Origin of the sequence: Streptomyces sp. NPDC088915 (assembly GCF_044749825.1) — a bacterium.
Classification (GTDB): domain Bacteria; phylum Actinomycetota; class Actinomycetes; order Streptomycetales; family Streptomycetaceae; genus Streptomyces.
The window spans coordinates 218,332-241,364 of record NZ_JBIVIR010000015.1 but is presented as its reverse complement, the minus strand read 5'-3'; the positions used below and the strand labels follow the sequence as shown (position 1 = coordinate 241,364).

Genomic DNA, 23,033 nt, shown 5'->3' with positions numbered 1-23,033 from the left:
ACGGTGAGGGCGGCGGCGCGGCTTGCGCGGGCGCCGAACCGTGTCCGCGTCGACGGCGGCGCCCGCCGAGGAGAACAGGTTCGGTACGCCCGGGCGCGGAAGCGTCCGGGCACGGGTGACCGGCTTGGCGGCGGTACGTCTGGTGGGGGCCGCGGCGCGGGCCAGGATCCGGGCGTGGCGAATGTGGGGGGCGCACATCGCGCAGACTTCCTCGACCCCTTGCCGCGGCACGGGCGCAGGCCGCACAGCGTGCCGGGAGCGGTCCGGTCGGCACGCTCGTCGGGAGGGAGGTCCTGGCGGTCCGTCTCCGCCGCCGGTCCGTCGCCGTGAGCATTGAACCAGTGGCGTGACCCCGCCCGAACAGCACGCGTACGAGTTCGTGGCGGACCGGGCGGTCGGCTTCGGTTCTGTGCGCGCCGTCCGAACGGGCGGGCCGGTCGTGGGGTACGGCCGCTCGTGCAGCAGCCGTACCCCGTACAAGGGCGCCGTCTTCGGTCGGCGCCCGGGCGGTTACGCGTCGGCGAGGAGGGGGTCGTAGGGGGTGGTGCGCCGACGGCCGGACATGAAGGACAGGAAATCGTTGATGAAGGCGCTGCGGCTGTAGGTTCCGTCGGCGCCGGCGGTGTCACGGCGGAAGGCGGTCCGGAACAGGGCCCGGTATTCGTCCGCGTCGATGGTGTGGTTGCCGTCCTTGTCGGTGACGTCGAAGAGGACCTCGGCGACCCTGATCAGCGCGGGCCCCGCCAGGGAGGGCACGGCGGCGGCGTACTCCTGGGCGCTGACGCGGCCGTCGCCGTCGGCGTCGAGGGCGCTCTGGAGTTCGCGCCACCAGTCGGCGTAGGCCGTGTAGAGCCTGGTCTCCTCGGGTTCGTCCAGGTCGAGGCGGCTGGAGAGCTCGCGTGCCATGGCGGCGAGGTCGGGCCAGTCCAGGTATCCGTCGCCGGTCTGGTCGAGGACTTCGGCGAAGAACCTCTGCGCGCCGCGCTGCGTCTCGTCGGCAGGAGCGGGAGCGGGCTCGGGTTCCGTGGGCATGGGGGTGATGAGCCGGATGAGGGCGCCGGCCCGCTTCATCTGGTCGCGCAGGGCGTTGACCGTCCGTGCGCGGGGGTCGTCGCTGTCCGGGGAGAGCGTCAGCAGGTCGAGGATGTTGTCGGCCTTGATCCAGCCCTCGGGCAGGAACCGGGTCAGGCCGGCGGCCAGGTAGACGCCCTGCATCAGGGTCTGCACTCCCGCGATCTCGGGGAGGCCGGCCCGTCGGCGGAACGGTTCCGGCAGGGACGCCACGGTGATCGCTCCGACGACCGGGCCGGCGACGGCCCGGCCGGTCGCCCACAGGGCGGGAAAACCGTTCAGCACCGGCGGAGCGGGAAGGTGGTCGAAGAGCTTGTAGAGGATGATGCGCATCGCCTCGGTGTTCTCCAGCTCCTCGGCGACCACCCGGTCGTAGTAGGGCCAGAACTCGTCGAGGGTGGACGGCAGGTGGCGGGCCGGGTCCCCCAGGGCGGTCTGGAAGGCCTGGAACTCGGCGTACAGCCGCTCCATGGTCTTCTGTTCAAGGGGCTGTCCGCTGAGCCGGCACATGGTGACGGTGCTCTCGAACAGGGTCGCCACCACCCAGGCGCGCACCTCGGGGTCCATGGCGTCGTAGGGCCGGTTCCGCGGGTCGGTGCCGTGCAGTCGTGCGTGCATCCGGTTGAGGCGCGCCGCTTCCCTCTGCCGGGTGTGGTCGTCGGCCCCGAACATGCGCTGCAGGCTCGTGAGGGTGTTCCGGAGCCGCCGCCAGGGGTGGGTGACGAAGGTGGAGTTGTCGATCAGGGCGGCGCCGACCTGGGGGTGCGCGGCCTCCAGGACGGTGGCCCGGATCACGGCCAGGGCCCAGCGCGGGTCGTTGAAGAAGCCGTGGAACTGCGAGCCGGGGCCGAAGAGGGACTCTTCTTCGGCGTCGCCGTTCCCGCTGCCGTGATCGGCGGCGGCGGCGCCGGGAGGCGTCGTGGAGTGCTGGTCGTCCGGGGTGGTCACGATGCGGGTTCTCCGTTCTGGGGCGGCGGCACGGCGCCGAAGCGGCGTTCGCGCTGCCGGTAGGCGTGCAGGCACTGCAGGAAGTCGGGTGCGCGGAAGTCGGGCCACAGCGCGGGTGGGAAGACCCATTCGGCGTAGGCGACCTGCCAGAGCATGAAGTTGGAGATGCGCTGTTCACCGGAGGTGCGGATGACCAGGTCCACGTCCGGGGTGTCGGGGAAGGGCAGGTGCGCGGCGAAGCTCTCCTCCGTCACGGATCCGGCCGGAACACCGCTGCGGATCAGCGACCGTGCGGCCTCGACGATGTCCCTGCGGCCGCCGTGGTCGAAGGCGACGGTCAGCGTCATCTGCCGGTTCCGGTCGGTCAGCGTCGTCAGGTCGGCGATGTCACGGGCCAGTCCGGGTGGGATGCGGGGGTCGGTCATGCCGAGGAAGCGGCAGCGGATGCCCCGCGCGTGCAACAGCGGGGCGTGCTTGCGCACCACCCGGCGCACCAGGTGCATCAGGAAGTCGATCTCGGTGTCCGGGCGGCGCCAGTTCTCGGTGGAGAACGCGAAGAGGCTCAGCCAGCCCACCCCGGCCGCACGCGCCGCCTCGATGACGTCGATGACCGTCGTCTCCGCGGCGCGGTGTCCGGACGTGCGCGGCAGGGACCGCTGGGCCGCCCACCGGCCGTTCCCGTCCATCACGCACGCGACGTGGCGCGGCACCTCACCGCGCTCCCCGGGCGGCCCGACGCCCCGGGGAGCGGCCAGAGGGGAGGCGGGTGCCTCGTTCATGGACTGTCCTGTTGTCACGCCCGTCCTTTCAGCGTCCGGGGCGGACGCCGTCCCGCGTCGTAGGAGGCCCCGCCTCGTGGGGCGTCCTCCGTGCAGCGATCACCAACGGCAGCCTGGCAGTGCTCGGTCCTGTGCGTGCCGTGCGTGCCGCTACTTCACCCCTGGCACTCGTGTCCGAGCCGGAGCGGCGGCCGGAGCGGTCCGATCCGTCCGCGGGCGAGGCCGGCCGTGACCGCCGCCCGAACCGCCGCCCCGTCTGCCGGTCCCGGCGTCCGGCGCGCGGGACCGTGGTGGCGGCCCACCATCCGCTCTGTGAGGAGATCCCGTGCTCGAAGGCTTCGGCGAGGCGCTCGCGGACGGGGAGTACTACCTCCCGCTGACCGGCGTGGCCGACCCCGGACCGTGCTTCACCCCCGGTGAGGTGCCGCCGGGTCTGCGCGGCTCCGCCCAGGGCATCTGGACGGTCTGGGGCGGCCGGCGGGCCGGGCTCGCCGGGCAGGGGTGGAAGATCCACGTGTCGGCGCGGCTGGACCGGGCGCAGCACGTGCTCGACACGGTCGCCGGGATCTGCTTCTCCGAGGGCGTGCCGTTCAAGCACCTGAGCGCCCGGCTCTTCTTCCTGTTCCTCCATCACAAGCACGCCGCGCGGGCCCAGTCGGGCAAGTTCTGCGCCGTCTACCCGCCGGACACGGCGACCGCCCGCCGGCTGCTGGAACGCCTGCGCGACGCGCTCGACGGGGAGGAGGGTCCGTACGTCCTCACCGACCGGCGCTTTCGCGACTCGCGGACGGTCCACTACCGCTACGGCTCCTTCGACGGCGCCCGCAGCCGACTCCGGGCCGACGGCACCCGGGAGGGGACGGTCCTCGACGGTTCCGGCCGCGAGGTCGCGGACTCGCGACTGCCCGCCTTCCACCTGCCCGCGGGGATCACGGACCCCTTCGTCGAGCGGGAGGACGAGCCGCACGCGGGCCCGATCCTGGTCCGCGACTACGAGGTGACCGGTGCGGTGCGCCTGAGCAACGCCGGGGGCGCCTACCGGGCCCGCGACCGGCGGACCGGCCGCACCGTCTTCCTCAAGGAGGCCCGCGCCCACAACGGCCTGGTCTTCGACGGGACCGACGCGCGGCAACGGCTGCGGCACGAGTACGACGTGCTGCGCGAACTGCACGCGACGGCCCCCGGGGTGGCCCCGGAGCCGCTGGAGCACTTCACGGAGTGGGAGCACGACTTCCTCGTCACCGAGTACGTCGCGGGGCAGCCGCTGACGGGCTGGCTGAGCCGGTCCACCCCGCTGGCCCGCGCCGACCGCACGGCCGGGTCCGTCGCCGCGTACTACGAGGCGTGCCGGCGGCTGCTGGCCGGGCTGGACGCCTCGCTGGAGCGGCTGCACGCCGCCGGCCACCGGTTCGGTGACGTCAGCCCGGGCAACGTCCTGGTCACGCCGTCGGGCGGGATCCGGTTGGTGGACTTCGAGGCGGCCTCGGCGCTGTCCGCAGCCCCGTCCGGGATGGGCACCCCGGGGTTCACGCCGCCGCCCGGCCTGCGCCGGACCGACACCGATCCGCTGCTGCAGGACCGGTACGGCGCGTCGGCGGTCGCGCTCGCCCTGCTGGCGCCGTGCCACGAGATCGCCGAGCACGCGCCCGCCAACCTCGCGCTGTTGCGGCGCGACCTGGCGGACGTGGCTCCGCCGCAGGACCTGTGGCGGCGGGCGACCGCGTTCCACCCGGCGGAGGAACGGGACGGCCCCGGCCGCCCTCCTTCTCCCGCCGAGGTGGACGCCGATCCGCGCGGTTGCCTCACCCGGCTGGCCCGGGAGGTGGCCGCGGGGCTGCTGGAGACGGCCGACGCCGACCGGCCGGAGTGGGCGTTCCCGCCCTCGCCCGAGGCGTTCCGGACCAACAACGTGTGCCTGGCCTACGGCACGGCCGGGGTGGTGCACGCCCTGCACCGCGCCGGGACCGCGGTGCCGGAGGAGATCCTCGAACGGCTGCGCCGCGACGCGCTGGCGCTGCGCGGCGCGCTGCCTCCCGGACTGCTCGTCGGCTCGGCCGGCGTCGCCCCGGTGCTGGCGGATCTCGGCAAGCCGGACGAGGCCGTCGACCTGCTTCGGGACGCCGACGGCCACCCGCTCACCGCCTCCTGTGCCACGCTGGCCGGCGGGCGGGCCGGGGTCGGTCTGGGCTGGCTCGCCCTGCACCGGCTGACCGGGGAGAACGGCCACCTGGAGCGGGCCGCCGCGGCGGGAGAGGGCCTGCTGCGCACCTCGGACCCGCGGGCCGTCCTCGGCGAGCACGACGCCCGCGGTCTGCTGCACGGCCGCTCGGGGCTCGCCCTCTTCCTCCACCGCCTGGCCCGTGCCACCGGCGAGGTCCGCTTCCTGGAGGCGGGGCGCCTGCTGCTCCACCAGGAGCTGGACCGGACCTTTCCGCTGGACGACGGCTCCCTGTCCCTCTCCGACGACGCGCGGTTCACCCGCGCCATGCCGTACCTGGCCACGGGCGCGGCCGGTCTCGCGGCGGTGCTCACCCGCTACGTGGCCACCGCGCCGGACGAGCGCTGCGCCGCGGCACTGCCGCGGCTGGTCACCGGCATCCGGGTCTCCCGCGCCACGAAGGAGGCGGGCCTGTACCGGGGGCTGGCCGGACTGGTCTGGTTCCTGACCGGGCACGCCGAACTCACCGGCACGGACGCCGCCCGCGAGGACGCCGTGCGGGCCGCGACCGGCCTGCTGAAGTACGCCGTTCCGTACCGGCGCGGCGTCCGCTTCCTCGGGGCGGGTTCGCAGCGGTTCACCGCCGACCTGTCCAGTGGCGGGGCCGGTGTCCTGCTGGTCCTGAACCGCCTGCTTGCCGGCCCGCTCCCGGCGGCGCCCCGTTCCTCGCGCCCCCGGCTCCCGGTGGCCGCCTGACGCCACCGTACGAGCCCCCCACGACCCCCTCGGTACGGCGGCGAACGCCTTCGTGCCGAGGTGTGCAGTGATCAACCGGTACGACCCCGACAGGAAAGAGGAGATCACCCATGAGCCAGATCCTCGCGCTCCAGACCCTGGACACCGAGCAGGAGGCCCTCGACGCCTTCGTCCCCTGCTTCAGCGTCGCCTGGAGCATCAGCGACATCTTCCCCGAGCCGATGTGACGGGCCGGTGCCCGTGAGGGCCGGGACCGGTGGCGCCGCCGCCGGTCCCGGCCCTCCGTGTGCGCAGGCGAGGGGCCGGTCGTCCCGCGCGGGTCTCAGGCCGTCTGCGGGCCCGTCAGCCGGACCAGCAGGTCGTCGAGGCACGAGGCCGGTGAGGGTGCCCTGTCCGTCCCGTACGACGGCGAGGGAGGAACGGCGGCGGCGCAGTTGCTCGACGGCCTCGGCGACCGTGGTGGCGGTGGTCGGTTCGGGTACGGGGCGGGTGAGGTCGCGGGCGGTGAGGGTACGGCCGCGGGCGCGGGCGACCAGGGCGTCGCGGGCTCGGGCTCCGCCGGAAGGCTCGTCCGTCGCGGGTCGCTCGCTCCTTGCCGTGCTCCGGCGGAATCGACGGTCGGGGAAGCGCACGGGCTTCTACATCACTGTAGAGGAAGAGCGAACGGGTGCCGGGAGCACCGCCGGGCGAAGGCGAGCGGTCAGGCGGTGGTCACCATCCGGTCCCGGTCGTGAGGGACGGCCGGGTGTGCGGCGAGGGACTGTTCGAGGCCGTCCAGGGCCCGCCGCACGTCGGCGATGTGTGCGGCGAGCTCCGCGGGTGGTGCCTCCGGGGAGATCCGCGCGACCGGGGCGCCGGCCACGGCCCCCTTCTCGTGAGGAGTGCGGCGGGCCGCTTCGAGTGCGGCGTTGTCGAGTTCGCGCGCCTCGTCCAGGCTGTTGAGGACGACGCCGATGAGGACGTTGACCAGGACGAACGAGGCGAGCAGGACGTAGGAGCCGTAGTAGAGCAGGCTCAGGCGCGAGACGGAGAGCCCGTTGTAGATGGCGTCCTGCAGGCCTTCCAGGGTCATCAGCAGGAACAGGGTGAGCAGAGCGCGTCCCAGGGACCCGAAGTGGGCCGGGTCGTGGGAGCCGAAGCAGACCCAGCCGACCATGGCGTAGACGTAGAGGACGACGGCTCCGACGAAGAGGAAGCTGATGGTGCCGGGGAGGCTGCGGGAGACGGCGATGAACAGGATGCGCAGCTGGGGCAGGAACCGGGCGGTGCGCAGCACCCTGACCATGCGCAGCAGCCGCAGCACGGTGGCGTTCTCCCGCACGAAGGGGATGTAGGCGCAGGCGACGACGACCAGGTCGAAGACGTTCCATCCGTCGCGCCAGAAGTCTTTCGGCCGGTCGGCATGGGCGGCCAGGCGCAGCAGCATCTCCAGGGTGAAGAAGGCGAGGCAGCCGTGCTCGGCCCACCGGAGCCGGTCGGCGTGGGCGGCGGCGAAGCCCTGGTAGGTCTCGGCGCCGAGCAGGGCGGCGTTGAGCAGGATCGCGGCCAGGACGGCGAGTGAGAAAAGGGGGGTCTCGATCAGGGTGCGGCAGGGAGCCGCGAGACGGGTCAGGGCGGGAGCCGGGGCGGTGGTCATGGGAATCTCCGTAACGGGGCGCACGCCGAGCACCGCCCGGTGGGGACGCGGAGGCGACCGGGCGGGATCAGTGGCTTGTTCTTTTCGCACCTAACGCGTCGACGGGCCTTCAGGCTGCGGGTCGCGGGAGAAGTGGGTAAACGATTCATCCGCTCCAGGGAAATGCCACGCGTTCGGTCCGCCGCGGGGCGGCCGGGCCGTGACCGATCCAGCACAAGATCGTTTACGTCGGACGCCGCCGTGCCGCTCCTGCGGGAAGGACGAACGGCCTTCGCGCTCGTCCCGCTACCCTCGACGGATGTTCGACATCAGGATCGCGGGTCCGGACGACGCCGAGGCGCTCGGCGACGTACACGCCGCCGGCTGGGAGGCGGCCTACGCGCCCTTCTTCTCCCCCGAGTTCGCGGCGCTGGGCGTCAGCGACCGGCGCACCCGGTGGCATGCGCGTATCGGTGAGGGGATCCTTCTCCTCGCCTCCTTCGAGGGGCGCCCGCTCGCCCTTTCCTGGTCCGGCGCCTCCCCCCGGCGGCCCGGCTGGGCCGAGGTGTACGGCTTCTACGGCCACCCCGACGGCTGGGGAAGCGGCATCGCCCCCGCGCTCATGGCGCGGACCCTGGTCCGGCTGCGCGCCGAGGGCCACGAGCGCGTTCACCTGTGGACCCTGCGGGACACACCGCGCTCGCGCCGCTTCTACGAGAAGAACGGGTACGTCCCGACCGGCGCCTCGCGGTCGCACGACTTCGGTGACGGCAAGCCGCTGGCGCAGGTCGAGTACGCGCGGGAGTGTTGACCCGCTGCGTGGGGGTGGCGAGCTGACGGTACGTACGCGGGCGCTCCGACCTGGTGCTCCCCCGGTGCACGGCAGTTCGCGGGTCAGGTGGTGCCGGTGGCGAACGGGCCCCCGTCGCCGAAGGCGAGGCGCGCGAAGTTCTCGGCGATGCGGTGGTGTCCCGCCGGGTCGGGGTGGACCTCGTCGGGCAGGGGGAACTCGGCGTAGTCCTCCTCCCCGTAGAGGTCGCGGCCGTCGAGGTGGTGCAGGTTCGGGTCCTCGGCCGCTCGCGCCGCGACGATCCGGGCGAGTTCTTCGCGGATGACGGTGAGCGTCAGGCGTCCCGCGGCGCGTTCGGCGGGGTCGCCCGTCGCCCTGAACTTCAGGGTGCCGTCGGCGAAGTCGGGCACGAGGGGGCCGGGGGTGTCCTCCTGGACCGGGCACAGGACGGCCGAGACGACCAGGAGCGGTGTGGTCGGGTGGCCTTCGCGGACGGTGTCGAGGAAGCCGTGGACGGCGGGGCCGAAGGCGCGCAGGCGCATCGCGTCGGTGTTGACGATGTTGATGCCGATCTTCAGGCTGATCAGGTCGGCGGGGGCGTCCCGCAGGGCGCGGGCGGTGAACGGGTCGAGCAGCGCGCTGCCGCCGAAGCCCAGGTTGACCAGCTCCACGTCGCCCCGGGCCGCGGCCAGGGCCGGCCAGGTGGCGGTCGGGTGGGTGGCGTTGGAGCCGTGGCTGATGGAGCTGCCGTGGTGCAGCCACACCCTGCGTCCGCGGTCCGGTACGGGTGCGACGGGGGCGTCGGTGCGCAGGGCGACCAGTTCGGTGATCTCGTTGTGCGGGAGCCAGATCTCGACGTCCTTGTCGTGTGCCGGCAGGCCGGTGAAGCGGGCGGTGCCGACGGGCCCCTCGTGCAGCTCGGAGGTCTGGGCGACCATGTCGGTGATCATCAGGACGTTGCCGCCGGGCACGGTGGCCCGGGCCGTGAGGCGGCCGTCGACCAGCAGGTCGTAGACGCCGTCGGCGGGGGCCGGGAAGCCCTTGTAGGCGCGCTTGGTGGGCAGGGTGTCCAGTTCGACGACGGTCGCCGCGGTGCGGAAGACGAGCCGCACGCCGGACGGCTGGGCCTCCATCAGGGCGAGCTGTTCGTCGGGGATCTGCCGGCGGGCGGCCGCGGGCAGCCGGTGCGGGAGCAGGCCGCGCGGGGTCTGCTCCAGGTCGAGGAAGCCGCGCAGGATGTCCGGGGTGAGGGGGGTGGTGGTCCGGGGGCGGTCGGTGTTCATGGTCTCCAGCCTGTCGGTCGAGGGGTACGGGTCGTCCGGACGCGCCCGCGCGCGGCGCGGCCCCGTTCGGTTCAGGGGGTGCCGTGCCGGCGCAGCAGCGCGTCGAGGGAGTCCAGCGTCCAGAGCCAGGACGCCTGGGAGTCGAGGGCGGTGTGGCTGAACCCTCCGGCGAGTTCCAGGCTGATGTAGCCGTGGAAGACGCTTCCCAGCATCCGGACCGCGTGCGTCTGGTCCGGTTCCTCCAGGTGGTAGGCGCGCAGGAGGGCGCGCGTCATCCGGGCGTGGCGGACGCCTGCACTGGCGGCGGCCGTCTCGGAGTCGAGCCTGAGCCGGGTGGCGTCGTAGCGCCCGGGGTGCTCGCGCGCGTAGTCGCGGTAGGCGTCCGCGAAGGCGATCAGGGCGTCCTTGCCCGCCCGGCCGGCCAGCGCGTCGGAGGCCCGCTCGGCGAGCTCCTCCAGGGCGAACAGGGCGATCCGCGTCTTGAGGTCCTGCGAGCTCTTCACGTGCGAGTACAGACTCGCGGTCTTCACGTCGAAGCGCCGGGCGAGCGCGGCGACGGTCACCCGGTCGAAGCCGACCTCGTCGGCGAGCTCCGCCCCCGCCCGCGTCAGGCGCTCCGGGGTCAGTCCTGCTCGGACCATGACCTTCCTCCTCTCAACCTACAGCCAGAATGAACCCGCCTAATAGGTTTAGGCAAATTCCCTGTCGGTGAGGACTCCGTCGTACCGGGGATCATGGCGGCGCCGGAAGCGGGTAGGCAGACCCGCAACGACGCCACGACATACCCCTTGGGAAGTGAATCGACATGACCGACGACGCCTACCTCTTCCTCGCCGACAGTGCCCCCGGATCGGGGTGGCAGGGCACGCCCGTCTCCCTCGTCGGGGAGCTGGAGTGCCTGGAGACCCCGGCCGTACGGGCCTGGCTCGACGCCCACGAGACCGACGCGGCCTCCCCCGCGCTGCGCATCGTGCCGCCCGAGCAGACCGGGATGATCCCCGAGGACGCCGAGCGGCTGCCGGTGCCGCTGGACGGGGAGGAACTGGAGCGGGTGCGCCGGGCCGGTGCCACCGATCCGGTGGCGGCCGTCGAGGAGGAGCTGCTGGCCTACCGCGACAGCAAGGAGGGCCGCGACGACCTGCTGCACAAGGCCCTGGCCGCCGGCATACCGGCGCACCGCATCGTGGAGCTGTCCGGAGTGGACCCCACCGCTCTGCCCACCCCGCCCCGCCCCTGAACGACCGGACGCGGCGAACCGCGCCAGAAGCCTTCCGCATCCGGGATCCGGGCCGGGGGGCGAAGCGGGGAGCGGGAGGGACGCGTCCGGGAGAGGGGCCTCGTGAACGACGTACCGGCCGTGCCGAAGGAGTCCGTGTGGGACTACCCACGGAGTTCCTGCGCCCCGGGGCGGGCCGGACCCACTGCGAACGGAAAGGCGCGGCGTCGTACGAGGACGCGGTCGACGGCGAGGCGGTGGCCGCGCAGGAGGGCGACTTCTACGGCGGGTGGATCATGCGCGAGATCGAAGGGCCCTTCCAGGGCGGGCCGGGGACCCGGGGCTGGTGAGGGGCGCGGCCCCGGGGGTCAGCTCCCTTCGGTCTCGAAGGTGCGCAGCAGGTCGGCGGCGACGCTCACGGCGATGGTCGCGGGTTCCTTTCCGGTGATGTCGGCCAGTCCGATCGGGGTCTTGATCCGGGCGACGGCGGTCTCGTCGTGGCCGCCTTCCGTGAGGAGGCGCTTGCGGAAGCGGCCCCATTTGGCCGCCGAGCCGATCAGCCCGATGGAGCCCAGGTGGGGCGTGCGCAGGGCCGCGTCGCACAGGGCGGCGTCCTCGGCGTGGTCATGGGTCATGATCAGGACGTGGGTGCCGCGCGGCAGCTGTTCGAGGACCTCCTCGGGCAGCAGGGGCGTGTGGTGCACCCGTACCGCCGCCACCGCGTCGGCGAGGACGGCGAGCCGGTCCTCGGCCAGGACGGCGGAGCGGCTGTCGATCAGGTGGAGGTCCAGGTCCTGGCGGGCCAGGACGCGTGCCAGTTCCATCCCGACGTGTCCGACGCCGAAGATCGCCACCGTCCGTACCACGGGGAGGGGTTCGAGCAGGATCGAGACCGTTCCCCCGCAGCACTGCACGCCGTGCCGGTTGGTCACCTTGTCGTTCAGGGCGAAGTCGATCAGCTCCGGTTCGGGCGCGGGCGCGGCGATCAGCTCCCGGGCCCGGTCGATCGCGACCGCCTCGACGTTGCCGCCGCCGATCGAGCCCCACGTCTCGGTCCGTCCCACGACGAGTTTCGCGCCGGCGTTGCGGGGGGCGTGGCCGCGCACGGTCGCGACGGTCACGAGCACGCCGGGCTCCCGGCGTGCCCGCAACCGCGCGACCGCGGTGACCCAGGTCATGTCAGGCACGGTGCGACGCTTCTGCCCCGGTCCGGGCGTCGCCGGCCCGGCTGGCCGCCCGGACCGCCCAGTACACCGCTTCCGGCGTGGCGGGCGAGGCGAGTTCCACGCCGGTTCCGGCGGGGCCGAACGCCGCGGCGGCCTGCCGCAGCGCCTCGCGCACCGAGAAGGCCAGCATCAGCGGGGGTTCGCCCACGGCCTTGGACCCGTAGACCGCGCCCTCCTCGGTGGCGTTCTCCAGGAGGCGTACGTGGAACTCCTCGGGCATCTCCGAGAAGCTGGGCAGCTTGTACGTGCTGGCCGCCCGGGTCAGCAGCCGGCCGCGGTGCGGCCCGTCGCCGGTGTCCCAGCGCAGGTCCTCGAGCGTCAGCCAGCCCGCGCCCTGCACGAAGCCGCCCTCGACCTGGCCGACGTCGATCATCGGGGAGAGGCTGTCGCCGACGTCGTGCACGATGTCCACCCGCCGGATGCGGTACGCGCCGGTGAAGCCGTCCACCTCGACCTCGGCCGCCGCGGCGCCGTAGGAGAAGTACTTGAACGGCGAGCCCCGGAACGTCTTCGCGTCCCAGTGCAGGCCCTCGGTGCGGTAGAAGCCGGCCGCCGACAGCTGGACCCGCTGGAGGTACGCGGTGCGCACCAGGTCGTCCCAGTCCAGTTCCCCGTCGCGGCCGAGGGCGCGGGCGACGCCCTCGACGATGCGCACGTCCGAGGCGTTCGCTCCCAGCCGGGTGGCGGCCACCCGCGTCAGCCGTTCGCGCAGCTGCTCGCAGGCGTTCTTCACCGCCCCGCCGTTGAGGTCCGCCCCGGCGCTGGCGGCGGTGGCGGAGGTGTTGGGCACCTTGTCGGTCCTCGTGGGGGCGAGGCGCACCTTGTGGAGCGGGATGCCCAGGGTGGTCGCGGCCACCTGCAGCATCTTGGTGTGCAGGCCCTGGCCCATCTCGGTGCCGCCGTGGTTGATCAGGACCGAGCCGTCCTTGTAGATCAGCACCAGCGCGCCGCCCTGGTTGAAGGCGGTGAGGTTGAACGAGATGCCGAACTTGACGCCGGTGACGGCGAGTCCCCGCTTGGTGTGCGGGTGCGCGGCGTTGAACGCCGCGATCTCGCGCCGGCGGTGGGCGACGTCGCCGTCGGCCTGGACCTGCCGCCAGACGGTGGAGATCCGTTCGGCGTGGGTGACCGGCTGTCCGTACGGTGTCGTCTGGCCCTGTCCGGGCCGGTAGAAGTTGCGTTCCCGCAGCTCCGTGGGGTCGAGGCCGAGCAGGGGCGCGCACCTGCCCATGATGTCCTCGATCACTAGCATGCCCTGCGGTCCGCCGAAGCCGCGGAAGGCGGTGTTGGAGACCTTGTTGGTCCTGGCGATGCGGCCGGCGACGCGCGCGTTCGGGATCCAGTAGGTGTTGTCGATGTGGCAGAGCGCGCGGGCAACCACCGGCTCGGACAGGTCCAGGCTCCAGCCGCCGTCCGCGGTCAGGGTGGCGTCCAGGGCCTGGACGCGGCCGTCGGCGTCGAAGCCGATCCGCCACGCGGCGTGGAAGCCGTGGCGCTTGCCGGACATGGTCAGGTCCTGGGTCCTGTTGAGCCGGACCCGGACCGGCCGGCCGGTGAGCCTGGCGCCGAGCGCGGCGACGGCCGCGAATCCGTGCGGCTGCATCTCCTTGCCGCCGAAGCCGCCGCCCATGCGGAGGCACTGCACGGTCACCTCGTGACTGGGCAGTCCGAGCACGTGCGCGATGATCTCCTGCGTCTCCGAGGGGTGCTGGGTGCTGCTCTGGACGAACATCTGCCCGTTCTCGTCGACCAGGGCCAGTGCCGCGTGCGTCTCCAGGTAGAAGTGCTCCTGGTCGGAGAACTGGAACTCGCCCGAGAAGACGTGCGCGGAGTCGGCGAACCCGGCGTCGACGTCGCCGGTGAGCATCACGGGCCGGGCGCCGTGGAAGCTCTCGGCGGCGATCGCGTCCTGCAGCGAGATGAGGGAGGGCAGTTCGTCGAGTTCCACTTCGACGGCCGCGGCGCCGAGGCGCGCCGCCTCCGCGGTCTCGCCGAGCACCCAGGCGACCGCCTGGCCGTGGAACATGACCTCGTCGGGGAAGAGCGGTTCGTCGTGCTTCATCCCGGCGTCGTTGACCCCGGGCACGTCGGCCCCGGTCAGCACGCGGACCACGCCGGGCACGGCGAGCGCGGGCCCGGTGTGCAGCGCGGTGACGCGGCCGTGGGCCTTCATGACCTGGACCGGGTGGGCGTGCAGCACGTCCTTGGTGCGGTGGACCAGGTCGTCGGTGTAGAGGGCGCTGCCCGTGACGTGCAGGTAGGCGCTCTCGTGGGGCATCGAGACGCCGACGACGGGCTTCTCGGGGCGCTCGGACAGGTGGCTCATGACGACACCGCCGCGGTGGTTCGCACGTACAGCTTCCTCAGGCTCTGGCCGAGCATCTCGGCGCGGTAGGCGGCACTGGCCCGGTGGTCGTCCATGGGGGTGCCCTGGGCCCGCAGCACCCGGGCCGCGGCCTCGACGGTCTCCACGGTCCACGGCCGGCCTTCGAGGGCCGCCTCGGTGGCGAGGGCGCGGATCGGGGTGGCGGCCACGCCGCCCAGGCCGATCCGCGCCTTGCGGACCGTCCCGTCCTGGATGTCGAGCGCGAAGGCGACCGCCACGCTGGAGATGTCGTCGAAGCGCCGCTTGGCGATCTTGTGGAAGGAGGTGACCGGTGACAGGGGCAGCGGGACGCGGACCGCACGGATCAGCTCGCCGGGACGGCGCACGCTCTGCCGGTAGCCGGTGAAGTAGTCCGCCAGCGGGACCTCGCGCTCGCCGTCGGCGTCGGCGAGCACCACCGACGCGTCGAGCGCGAGCAGGACCGGCGGGCTGTCCCCGATGGGGGATCCGGTGCCCAGGTTGCCGCCGAGGGTCGCTCCATTGCGGATGAGGCGGGACGCGAACTGCGGGAAGAGTTCGGCGAGGAGGGGCACGCCGCCGTCGAGGCGGCGTTCGATCTCGCTGAGCGTGAGCGCCGCCCCGATCTCGACGTGGTCGGACGTGGTCCGCAGCTCGCGCAGTTCGGGCAGCCGGTCGACGGCGACGACGCAATCCGCCCTTCGGGAGCGGATGTTGACCTCCACGCCCCAGTCGGTGGAGCCGGCGACCACCACCGCGTCGGGACGCTCGCGCAGCAGCCGCAGCGTCTCCTCCAGGGTGTTCTTCCGCAGGAAGGTGCTGTCGCCCCGGGTGTACTCGGTGGCCACCGGTTCCGGCGGGGACTGCCCGCGGCGCCGGGCCAGGGGGTCCTCCTCGGCGGGCGTGCCGACGGCGAACGCGGCGTCGCGGATGGGGCGGTAGCCGGTGCAGCGGCACAGGTTGCCGCTCAGTGCGTGCAGGTCGAAGCCGTTCGGACCGTGCTCGGGGTCGGTGCAGCCGACCGGGTCCGCGTGCGCCCGGCGGTCGGGCCGGTAGTACTCGGCGGCCATGCTGCAGACGAATCCCGGTGTGCAGTAACCGCATTGGGAGCCGCCGCGGACCGCCAGCTCCTCCTGCACCGGGTGCAGGGTGGCCGGGGCACCGGCCTCACCGGCGGTGGCGAGCCCCTCCGAGGTGACGACCTCCTGACCGTCGAGCGCCGCGACCGGGAGCAGGCAGGCGTTGACCGCCACCCAGTCGGTGGGCTCGTGCGTCCCGGGTCGGGCGACCAGGACCGCGCAGGCCCCGCACTCGCCCTCGGCGCAGCCCTCCTTGGTGCCGGTGAGGCCGCGCTCGCGCAGGAAGTCGAGGACCGTGGTGTGGGGTGCGGCCGGGGAGATCGGTGCTTCGTCGCCGTTGATCGTGATGCGCGCCGCCGTCATGACAGGCCTGCGTTCCGGCGCGCGGTCGAACGGTTCGTCGTGTTCGTCGTGTTCGTCAATGTTCAGGCGGCTTTCTGTACTCAGAACGCAGACGCGCCGCGCGAGAGGGGCAGGCGCGAGAAGGCATGCGTCAGCGAGGTGCTGGTGAAGGGGAGGCGGGGAACCACGGAACCCGCGACGTGCCGTGGACGGGCACGGGAGGAAAAGGGGGCGCTCAGCAGCCGTGCGCGATCTGGCCCGGAACCCAGGCGGTGCGCTCGGCGAGGCGACCGGGATCGGAGGGGGTGGACATCCGCGGATCGCCTCCTTCCGGGAGCTGTGGGACGACGTTCACGGCAAAGTAGTGGTCGGCGCCCCGGAGGTCAAGGGGTGGATCTTTACGCAGCGGGAAGGGCGCGGGGCCCGGCCGGGGCGGGTCAGACCTCGATGTAGGCGACGACGACCACGGTCTTCAGCGCGGTGACGAAGTACAGGACGCGTACGCGTTCGACCTCGTCGGCGTACTGGAGGAGTTGGGGGCCGGTGGTGCTGCCGGGGATCGGTTCGCCGATGGCGGGATCGACGGAGATGACGACCAGGGCGCGGTCGAGGGCGTGGAGTCCGGCCTCGTCGGTGAGGGCTTCGAGCTGTTTGGCGGCGGCGTCGGAGAACGTGATCCGCGCGCGCCGGCGGTCGTGCCGCGGCATCAGGCGACGGCCGGGCGCCGGGCGGCGAGGCGGGCGAGGTGCTTCTCCCGCAGCTCTTCCCACGGGGTGCACTCGTCGACGTCGGGCAGGCCGTCGGCGGCGAGGTCCTCGAGGACGGCGGCGAACCGGTCGGCGGTGGCACGGGTACGGGCGGCGTAGGCGCGGACCGCTTCGGCGGCCGCCGGGTCCAGGCGCTGCCGGGCGGAGGGGCCTGCGGTGGCCGGCTGTTCGCTCATCGAGGCCTCCGTGAAGGGGCGGACGGGTCTTCCCCACCACGGTATCGCCGAGTGCGCGGTCCCGGTGCCGGTCCGGGTGGAAACCCGTTTGGCGGACCGCCACGACCGCTGCTACGTTTCCGGGAGCCGTGCGAGAGAACGAGGAGGTGGTACCCGTGAACGCAGTATCGACATGGGTGCTCTCCTCCGGGGTCACGGTCGGGCGATAGGTCGTCCGGGAGCGCCGTTCCAGCGCACTCCCGAAAGGCACGACCGTGCACTTCACTTCCGAACGACGCCTCGACGACGGCGTCCTCGAACGCGCATTCACCCTCGGCGAGATCCCGGGCCTCCTGTGGACGCCCGCGTCGCCCTCCGCACCGGTACCGCTGATCCTGCTCGGCCACCCGCCGCTCGGGCTGCCCCGGATGTATCCCCGGCTGGTGGAGCGGGCCCGGCAGGCCGTGGCGGACGGTTTCGCCGCGGCCACCATCGAGCTCCCCGGGAGCGGTGACCGGCCCCGTCGGCCCGAGATCGAGCAGGCCCGCGCCGACCTGCGCCGGGCCCTGGAGGCCGGCGGGCCGGTCGACGGCGGGATCGTCGACGCCCTCGTCCTCCCGCTCGTCGAGAAGTCGGTCCCCGAGTGGCAGGCCGCCCTGGACGCCCTCCTGTCGCTGCCCGGGATCGGCGGTCCGGTCGGGTACTCGGGGGGCGTGATCTCCGTCGGCGTCCGGCTCGCGGTGGTCGAACCGCGCGTCTCGGCCGCCGTTCTGTTCGCCGGGAGCCTGGTGCCCGCCGTCATGTTCGAGGAGGCGCGCCGGGTCACCATTCCGCTGCACGTCCTGCTGCAGTGGGACGACGAAGGAAACGACCGGCAGGCGGCCCTGGACCTGTTCGACGCCTTCGGCTCCGAGGAGAAGACGCTGCACGCCAACATGGGCGGGCACACCGGCGTCCCCCGGTTCGCGGGGGACGCGGCGGCCCGGTTCTTCACCCGGCACCTGAAGTAGGGCCGGGGTCGTCGGGTCCCGGCAGGCTGTGGGCCGGGGGGGACGAGGGCCCTGCTCTTCGGGGGCGGGCCCTCGTTCGCCGGGAGGTACCGGTCCGCGTCCGGGCGGGCCATGAGAGTGCATCACGGCACCCGGCGGCCCAAGCGGAGTACTCCGACATGCGAGCGCGGGCGAACGCTGGTGGAGTCTGCTGTGTCCCTGACCTCCACATTCCCGGAGAAATCATGCTGTCCTTCCGCAAGACCCTCGCGTCCGTCGCCCTTGCCGCCGCCGCGGTGCTGGCCGGTTCCGGCGTCGCCTCGGCCGACCACCACCTCGAGCGGGGCGATGAGTCGGCGTCCTACGGGGTGTGCAACGACCTCACCACGCAGATCGGCGCGGTGAACGTCAACCAGGGCCCGGTCTGCATCGACTTCGGTTCCCTCGAGGAGGCGGGCGAGAGCAAGGGCGGCGACGACGACATGGGCTTCGCCTGTAACGCCGCCGTCACCCAGGTCGGCCTGATCAACGTCAACCAGGGCCCGGTCTGCATCGACTTCTGACCCGTACGCGCCTCACCGGCACCGGTGGAGGGGCGGCCGTCCGGATCCCTCCGGACGGCCGCCCCTCCGCCGTGTCGGGCCTGTCCGCCGTCGCCTTGCACCTTCCGTCCGGCAGGAACGTGACACCACCCGTGGAGCCGCAGGTCGGAGCCGTACGAGAGCGGTGGGCCGGGGCTGGCGTCAACCGCCCGGACGGTTGATGCCACCCCGGAGGCGCTGACAGGCCCGGCGCGGTCGAGCAAGCTTGAACTCGTCGAAAGGGCCCCGCCGAGGGGCGATGCGACACGAATCCCACGAACCGCTCCCACCGGAGGTCTTCCCGTCATGCGCTCTTCCGCCCGCCGCGCCCTGGCCGTCGCCCTCGCCCCGCTCGCCCTCGCCGGCGCCCTCCTCGTCGCCCCGCCCGCCGCCGCCGACGCCGACACCACTCCCCCGGCCCCGGCCGCCGTCGTCCCCGCGCCCACCCCCACCGCCTCCACCGACGGCTTCTCCTGGGGCTGACCGGCCCGCACCACCCGGATCCGGCCATCTACCTCATCGGCGTCTCGCTGTCCGCATCCGCCGCGGCGGACACCACACGCCCCACCTCCAGCGGCGTCCTGCGCGCCCTGCGCCGGGCCGTACATCCCACGGACTCCGTCGAGACCGCCCGTGCCCTCGTCAGCGGCGGCTCCGTCCGGATCGCGCTCTGCGTCGACTGCCCGGACGAACTCGACGCCGTCGGGCGGGCCCTCGGCATCTGCCGGCGGATGCTCGCCGCCGACCCGCCCGAGCTCCGCGGCTACGCGGTGGCCGACTGCCGCCGCCTCTGAGCACCGGTTGCCCCACCACCCCCTCCCACCACCCCTCCGAGAAGCGAACGGGGAGACTCCACCGTGTTCCTCCACGTCCTCGGCCCGCTGCGGGCCACCGTCGACACCCGACCGGTGCCCCTCGGCGGCCGGCGGGCCCGGACCGTCCTGGCCGCCCTCGCCCTGGAACCCGATTGGGCCGTCTCCGTCGAGAGCCTGGTGGAGGCCGTCTGGGGACCGCACTCCCCGGCCAGTGCCCGTACCCAGATCCGCATCTGCGTCTCCGCGCTGCGCCGCGCCTTCGCCTCGGCCGGGGCGCCCGAGGTGATCGAGACCCTGTCGTACGGCTACCGCCTGCGGATCGGCCCCGACCAGCTCGACTCCGCCGTCTTCGAGTCCCGCGTCCACCGCGCCCGCGAGCTCGCCGAGCACGGCCGCCAGGCCGAAGCCGTCCTGGAGCTGCGCAGCGCGCTCGCCCTGTGGGCCGGCCCCGCCTTCGCCGGCGAGAACGGCCCCGCACTCGAACCGGGCGTGCTGCGCCTGGAGGAGCTCCGGATGCGGGCCACCGAGGAGAAGCTCCGTCTGGAGCTGGCGCTCGGCCGGCACTCCGACGTCATCGGGGAGCTGATGGCGCTGACCGCCGCCCACCCCTTCCGGGAGCAGCTCCACGGCCAGCTCATGCTCGCCCTGCACCGGGCCGGGCGGACCGCCGAGGCGCTGGCCGCCTACCGGCGGATCCGCCTGACGCTCGTCGACGAACTGGGCATCGAGCCGGGTCCGGGGCTCAGCGGCCTGGAGCGGTCGATCCTGCTGGGCGAGCGGCCGGAGTCCCTCTCGGCGTGACCCCGGGCGCCCGGCCCCGGCCCGTACCCCTCACAGGGTGAGGCGCAGCTCCTGCATCCGGTGCTCCGAGATCCCGTCGGTGGGCAGGAAGTCGTAGCGGTGCACGGTCGTGCCGCCCCCGGTGAAGGCCCAGTCCATCCGGAAGAACGGCAGGTCCCGGTTGAACAGGGCGTCCTCCCCGAACTCCCCGAGGGAGGCGAACTTCCAGCTCAGCGGCAGGAAGGCGGGGTTCGCCGGGGTGGCGTCCTCGGCCACGTCCCGCAGCCCGTCGAGCGAGCGCATGGAGGCCGTGGCGTTGAAGTCCCCGGCGATCAGCACCGGGTGGTCGTTGGCGGCCACGTCCTTCTCCAGGCCGGCGAACTCCGCCTGCCGCCAGGCGTGCTTGCGCCGCAGGTAACTGTCGTGGTCGAAGTCCGAGAGGGGGTTGAGGTTGTCGAGCGCGAGCGGCACGGTGATGTGGACGTTGTACGTGCTCAGCACCCGGCCGCCGACCTCGAGGTCGGTGCGGAGCACCTTCTCCCGCGCGAACTCCTGTCCGAAGTCGGGCTTCTCGCCGAAGGTGAGCGCCGGTCCCGGTCCCACCGGGTACTGGGCGACGATCGGGAAGCGGGAGACCGTGAGCAGCTCGCCCCGGCGGGCGAGGTGGTAGCCGGGGAAGGCGCGGCGCAGTGCGGCGTCGTCGTCGAGCCTCCAGTAGCCGTCCTCGCCGAGGCCGGGGGTCCAGCCCACGTGTTCCTGGAGCAGGTACACGTCGGCGTCGCGGGCCCGGAGGAGGGCGAGCAGCCGGTCGGAGTCGGTGGCCATCGCCCAGTACTGGGTGTTGAGGGAGACCACCCGCAGGGCGCCGGCCGGCACCGGGCCCGGCTCGCGCCAGAGCGCGGGCCAGTTGAGCCCGGAGCCGGTGGCGAGGGCCAGCGCGAGGGCCGTGCCGGAGAGCGCGGCGGCGACCGGCCGGCGACGGCCGCAGGCGGCGGCGGAGGCCGCGAGCAGCACGAGCGGGGCGCCGAGGAGGAAGAGCGGCGGCACGACGTCGAGGACGAGCGACCAGTGCCAGCGCCCGCTGACCAGCCACCGCACCACGGCGTAGACCAGCCACAGCGCGGCGGCGGCCACGACGGCGCGCCCGTACGAGAGGCGCAGCCCGCGGGCGATCCGCCGGGCCCGGCCGGGGGCGGGTGCCCCCGGCGGGGCCGCCGCCGGTTCGGAGGACGTACGGACCGGGGTGGGGGCGATGCTCATGCCAGCGCCTCCCCCGGCTGGTACATGCGGCGGAAGCGGCCGCTGGCGGCGTACTGGGCGAGGCCGGTGGCCAGTCCGGCGACCACGGCGGTGTTCACCAGCAGGTGGGCGCCGGTGAAGAAGGCGGTGAAGGCGAGGCCGCGCTCCCTTCGGACGAAGCGGTACTGCCCGAAGTCGGCCAGTACGGAGCCCGCGAGGGCCAGGGCCGAGACCGACAGGGCGGCGGCGGGCCGGACGGCCGCGAACGGCAGGGCGGCGACGGCGAGCCCGCCGAGGGCGGAGGCGGCGGCCCGGCCGCCGGTCTCCATGCCCTGCATGGCCCGGCCGCGGTCGAAGTAGAACGGCACCCGCAGCCGGCTGCGGACGAACGCCTTGCGCAGCAGCGGGCGCATCCGGCTCTCGTCGGAGAGCCGCCCCCGTATCCGCGAGGTCAGGAGCATGGGCCACCGGGCGGCGAGCCGCTCCGCGTGGTCGATCTCCTCGGTCTGGCGCAGGGCCGTGTTGAACCAGCCGGCCTCCAGGAACGCCGCTCTGCGGACCGCGCCGAGCGCGTAGAAGCCGCCGCTGACGTCGCCCTCGGCGCTCTTGCGCCAGTAGTGGTACTGCAGGATGCGGTACTGCCCGACGAGCGGCTCGGGGAAGAGCGGTTCCTTGTCGGGGACGCCGAACACCGCCCCGTACTCGGGGTGTTCCTCGAAGAGGGCGACCGCCTCGGCGACCGCCTCCGGGTGCATGGCGAGGTCGGCGTCCAGGAAGAAGACGATCTCGCCGCGGGCGCGGCGGACGCCCTCGTTGCGGGAGGCGCCGGGGCCGCCGTTCTCGGTGACGCGGACGAGCTGGACGGGATGGGCGGCGGCGGCGTCGGCGCAGCCGTCGGTGCTGGCGTCGTCGACGACGATCACCTCGATGTTCGGGTGCGTCTGGGTGAGGACGGAGCGCAGGCAGAGGTCGACCGTGCGGCGGTCGTTGTACATGGGGACGACGACGGACACGAGGGGTGCGGACATCGGGGTTCCTCGACGGTTCGGTTCGGTGCGGACGCGGACGGGGCGGGAAGCCGCGGGGATCAGGCGGCGAGGTGCGGGAGGAGCAGGAGTCCCCAGGCGGCCGAGTTGACGAGCATGACGCGGTCCCGCAGCAGGGTCTTCACCGGCTCGCCCCCTCCCCCGTCGACGACCACGACCTGGAGGTAGCGGAAGAGGGCGAGCAGCGCGCAGACGACGGTGAGCAGGGCGTAGGGGCCGAAGCCGGACTCGGTGCGCAGGTAGAGCAGGTAGCCGACGACGGCGAGGGCGGAGCACAGGACCAGGACGAGGTCGAGGAAGTGCGCCGAGTAGCCGACGAGGGCGGGGCGGTGGCCGGTGCCGGAGACGCTGAGCTCGTGGCGGCGTTTGCCGAGGATGAGGACCAGGCAGAAGGCGAGGACGGTGAGGACCAGCCACATCTCGGCGGGCCGGCCGGTGGCCTCGTAGCCGCCGAGCAGGCGGAGCACGAAGCCGGTGGCGACGACGAAGACGTCGACGAGCGGCAGGTGCTTCAGCTTCCAGCTGTAGGCGCCGTTCACGGCGAGGTAGAGGCCGACGACGAGCGCGCCGCCGGGGCCGAGGGCGAGGAGGGCGGGGCCGAGCAGGGCGCCGAGGGCGGCGGCCGTCGCCCAGGCCGCCGGGAGGCCCATCCGGCCGGAGGCGAGCGGCCGGTGCCTTTTGACGGGGTGCCGCTTGTCCCGTTCGACGTCCGCGATGTCGTTGAGGACGTAGACGAGCGAGGAGGCGAGGACGAAGGCGCCGAGGGCCAGGGCGACGCGGGCCGCGCCGCCCCCGCTCCAGCCGCCGTCGAGCAGCGCGAGCGGGACGACCAGCAGGTTCTTGGGCCACTGGCCGGGGCGGAGCAGGGCGAGCGGGGCCGGGAGGGCGCGTCGTCCGCGGACTTCCGGATCGGGCGGGGAGGGGGCGGGCGCGGGTGCGGTCTTCGGCGCCTCGGCCTCCGGAGGGGCGGCGGCCTCGGGGGCCGGCGCGGGCGTCGTGGGCGGCGCGGTCGTCGTGGCCGTCGTCGTGTCGTGGGTGAGTTGGGTCATGGCAC

Annotated in this window: 21 protein-coding genes and 1 pseudogene; 8 read left to right on the top strand and 14 right to left on the bottom strand. The window is 73.5% G+C overall.

Going from position 1 to position 23,033, the window contains the following annotated elements; translation table 11 throughout:
* Positions 1-510: 510 nt before the first annotated feature.
* Together ACIP5O_RS26470 and uppS are read right to left on the bottom strand one after the other, a co-directional pair.
* Entirely contained in the window at positions 511-2,019 is a 1,509-nt protein-coding gene (locus ACIP5O_RS26470) for an oxygenase MpaB family protein (RefSeq protein WP_401297318.1), read from the bottom strand.
* A complete protein-coding gene (gene uppS, locus ACIP5O_RS26465; RefSeq protein WP_401297316.1) occupies positions 2,016-2,798 on the bottom strand; it encodes a polyprenyl diphosphate synthase in 783 nt (260 codons plus the stop codon). Before uppS ends, ACIP5O_RS26470 begins: the two co-directional genes overlap by 4 nt.
* Before the next feature lie 325 nt (positions 2,799-3,123).
* On the opposite strand from uppS, the gene lanKC reads away from it, so the two are divergent.
* The gene (lanKC, locus tag ACIP5O_RS26460; RefSeq protein WP_401297314.1) at positions 3,124-5,712 is read left to right on the top strand and encodes a class III lanthionine synthetase LanKC; all 2,589 of its coding nucleotides are present in this window, start codon (positions 3,124-3,126) and stop codon (positions 5,710-5,712) included.
* 322 nt (positions 5,713-6,034) lie between these two features.
* Here the strand turns inward: lanKC and ACIP5O_RS26455 are convergent.
* Positions 6,035-6,272, bottom strand: a pseudogene (locus ACIP5O_RS26455) (CBS domain-containing protein); the annotation flags it as partial.
* Positions 6,273-6,412: 140 nt separating this feature from the next.
* The gene (locus tag ACIP5O_RS26450; protein WP_401297312.1) at positions 6,413-7,348 is read right to left on the bottom strand and encodes an ion transporter; all 936 of its coding nucleotides are present in this window, start codon (positions 7,346-7,348) and stop codon (positions 6,413-6,415) included.
* 298 nt (positions 7,349-7,646) lie between these two features.
* On the opposite strand from ACIP5O_RS26450, the gene ACIP5O_RS26445 reads away from it, so the two are divergent.
* A complete protein-coding gene (locus ACIP5O_RS26445; protein WP_401297310.1) occupies positions 7,647-8,138 on the top strand; it encodes a GNAT family N-acetyltransferase in 492 nt (163 codons plus the stop codon).
* 83 nt (positions 8,139-8,221) lie between these two features.
* Here ACIP5O_RS26445 and ACIP5O_RS26440 read toward each other — a convergent pair whose 3' ends face one another.
* Together ACIP5O_RS26440 and ACIP5O_RS26435 are read right to left on the bottom strand one after the other, a co-directional pair.
* Positions 8,222-9,400: a GDSL-type esterase/lipase family protein gene (locus ACIP5O_RS26440; RefSeq protein WP_401297308.1), complete on the bottom strand. Its 1,179-nt coding sequence runs from the start codon at positions 9,398-9,400 to the stop codon at positions 8,222-8,224.
* 71 nt (positions 9,401-9,471) lie between these two features.
* Positions 9,472-10,041 (bottom strand): TetR/AcrR family transcriptional regulator, encoded by a 570-nt coding sequence (locus tag ACIP5O_RS26435; RefSeq protein ID WP_401297306.1) that lies wholly within the window; start codon positions 10,039-10,041, stop codon positions 9,472-9,474.
* Positions 10,042-10,205: 164 nt separating this feature from the next.
* On the opposite strand from ACIP5O_RS26435, the gene ACIP5O_RS26430 reads away from it, so the two are divergent.
* Entirely contained in the window at positions 10,206-10,637 is a 432-nt protein-coding gene (locus ACIP5O_RS26430) for a DUF6003 family protein (protein ID WP_401297304.1), read from the top strand.
* Between the two features lie 137 nt (positions 10,638-10,774).
* Positions 10,775-10,966 (top strand): hypothetical protein, encoded by a 192-nt coding sequence (locus ACIP5O_RS26425; RefSeq protein ID WP_401297302.1) that lies wholly within the window; start codon positions 10,775-10,777, stop codon positions 10,964-10,966.
* An 18-nt stretch (positions 10,967-10,984) separates the two neighbouring features.
* Here ACIP5O_RS26425 and xdhC read toward each other — a convergent pair whose 3' ends face one another.
* The 5 genes from xdhC to ACIP5O_RS26400 all read right to left on the bottom strand — a co-directional run bounded on the left by xdhC (position 10,985) and on the right by ACIP5O_RS26400 (position 16,550).
* On the bottom strand, positions 10,985-11,794 hold the full coding sequence (gene xdhC, locus ACIP5O_RS26420) for a xanthine dehydrogenase accessory protein XdhC (RefSeq protein ID WP_401297300.1): 810 nt from the start codon (positions 11,792-11,794) through the stop codon (positions 10,985-10,987).
* Between the two features lies 1 nt (position 11,795).
* A complete protein-coding gene (gene xdhB, locus ACIP5O_RS26415; RefSeq protein ID WP_401297298.1) occupies positions 11,796-14,168 on the bottom strand; it encodes a xanthine dehydrogenase molybdopterin binding subunit in 2,373 nt (790 codons plus the stop codon).
* Positions 14,165-15,628 carry a xanthine dehydrogenase small subunit gene (locus ACIP5O_RS26410; RefSeq protein ID WP_401297296.1) on the bottom strand — a complete coding sequence of 488 codons (1,464 nt, stop codon included), beginning with the start codon at positions 15,626-15,628 and terminating at the stop codon, positions 14,165-14,167. Before ACIP5O_RS26410 ends, xdhB begins: the two co-directional genes overlap by 4 nt.
* A 416-nt stretch (positions 15,629-16,044) precedes the next feature.
* The gene (locus ACIP5O_RS26405; RefSeq protein ID WP_401297294.1) at positions 16,045-16,314 is read right to left on the bottom strand and encodes a hypothetical protein; all 270 of its coding nucleotides are present in this window, start codon (positions 16,312-16,314) and stop codon (positions 16,045-16,047) included.
* Positions 16,314-16,550 (bottom strand): hypothetical protein, encoded by a 237-nt coding sequence (locus ACIP5O_RS26400; protein WP_401297292.1) that lies wholly within the window; start codon positions 16,548-16,550, stop codon positions 16,314-16,316. The genes ACIP5O_RS26405 and ACIP5O_RS26400 overlap by 1 nt, the downstream gene beginning before the upstream one ends.
* A gap of 254 nt (positions 16,551-16,804) precedes the next feature.
* On the opposite strand from ACIP5O_RS26400, the gene ACIP5O_RS26395 reads away from it, so the two are divergent.
* The 4 genes from ACIP5O_RS26395 (at position 16,805) to ACIP5O_RS26380 (ending at position 19,715) form a co-directional block, all read left to right on the top strand.
* On the top strand, positions 16,805-17,539 hold the full coding sequence (locus ACIP5O_RS26395; RefSeq protein WP_401297290.1) for a dienelactone hydrolase family protein: 735 nt from the start codon (positions 16,805-16,807) through the stop codon (positions 17,537-17,539).
* 224 nt (positions 17,540-17,763) lie between these two features.
* Positions 17,764-18,081 carry a hypothetical protein gene (locus ACIP5O_RS26390; protein WP_401297289.1) on the top strand — a complete coding sequence of 106 codons (318 nt, stop codon included), beginning with the start codon at positions 17,764-17,766 and terminating at the stop codon, positions 18,079-18,081.
* Positions 18,082-18,405: 324 nt separating this feature from the next.
* Positions 18,406-18,582 carry a hypothetical protein gene (locus ACIP5O_RS26385; protein WP_401297287.1) on the top strand — a complete coding sequence of 59 codons (177 nt, stop codon included), beginning with the start codon at positions 18,406-18,408 and terminating at the stop codon, positions 18,580-18,582.
* Between the two features lie 374 nt (positions 18,583-18,956).
* Positions 18,957-19,715, top strand: coding sequence for a BTAD domain-containing putative transcriptional regulator (locus tag ACIP5O_RS26380; protein WP_401297285.1), 759 nt, complete (start codon positions 18,957-18,959; stop codon positions 19,713-19,715).
* A 30-nt stretch (positions 19,716-19,745) separates the two neighbouring features.
* Here ACIP5O_RS26380 and ACIP5O_RS26375 read toward each other — a convergent pair whose 3' ends face one another.
* The 3 genes from ACIP5O_RS26375 to ACIP5O_RS26365 are packed head-to-tail and all read right to left on the bottom strand — an operon-like array spanning position 19,746 to position 23,028.
* Positions 19,746-20,954 carry an endonuclease/exonuclease/phosphatase family protein gene (locus ACIP5O_RS26375; RefSeq protein WP_401297283.1) on the bottom strand — a complete coding sequence of 403 codons (1,209 nt, stop codon included), beginning with the start codon at positions 20,952-20,954 and terminating at the stop codon, positions 19,746-19,748.
* Positions 20,951-21,961, bottom strand: a complete 1,011-nt coding sequence (locus tag ACIP5O_RS26370) for a glycosyltransferase family 2 protein (protein WP_401297281.1) — start codon at positions 21,959-21,961, stop codon at positions 20,951-20,953. The genes ACIP5O_RS26375 and ACIP5O_RS26370 overlap by 4 nt, the downstream gene beginning before the upstream one ends.
* Before the next feature lie 59 nt (positions 21,962-22,020).
* Positions 22,021-23,028: a UbiA prenyltransferase family protein gene (locus ACIP5O_RS26365; protein WP_401297279.1), complete on the bottom strand. Its 1,008-nt coding sequence runs from the start codon at positions 23,026-23,028 to the stop codon at positions 22,021-22,023.
* Positions 23,029-23,033 lie beyond the last annotated feature (5 nt).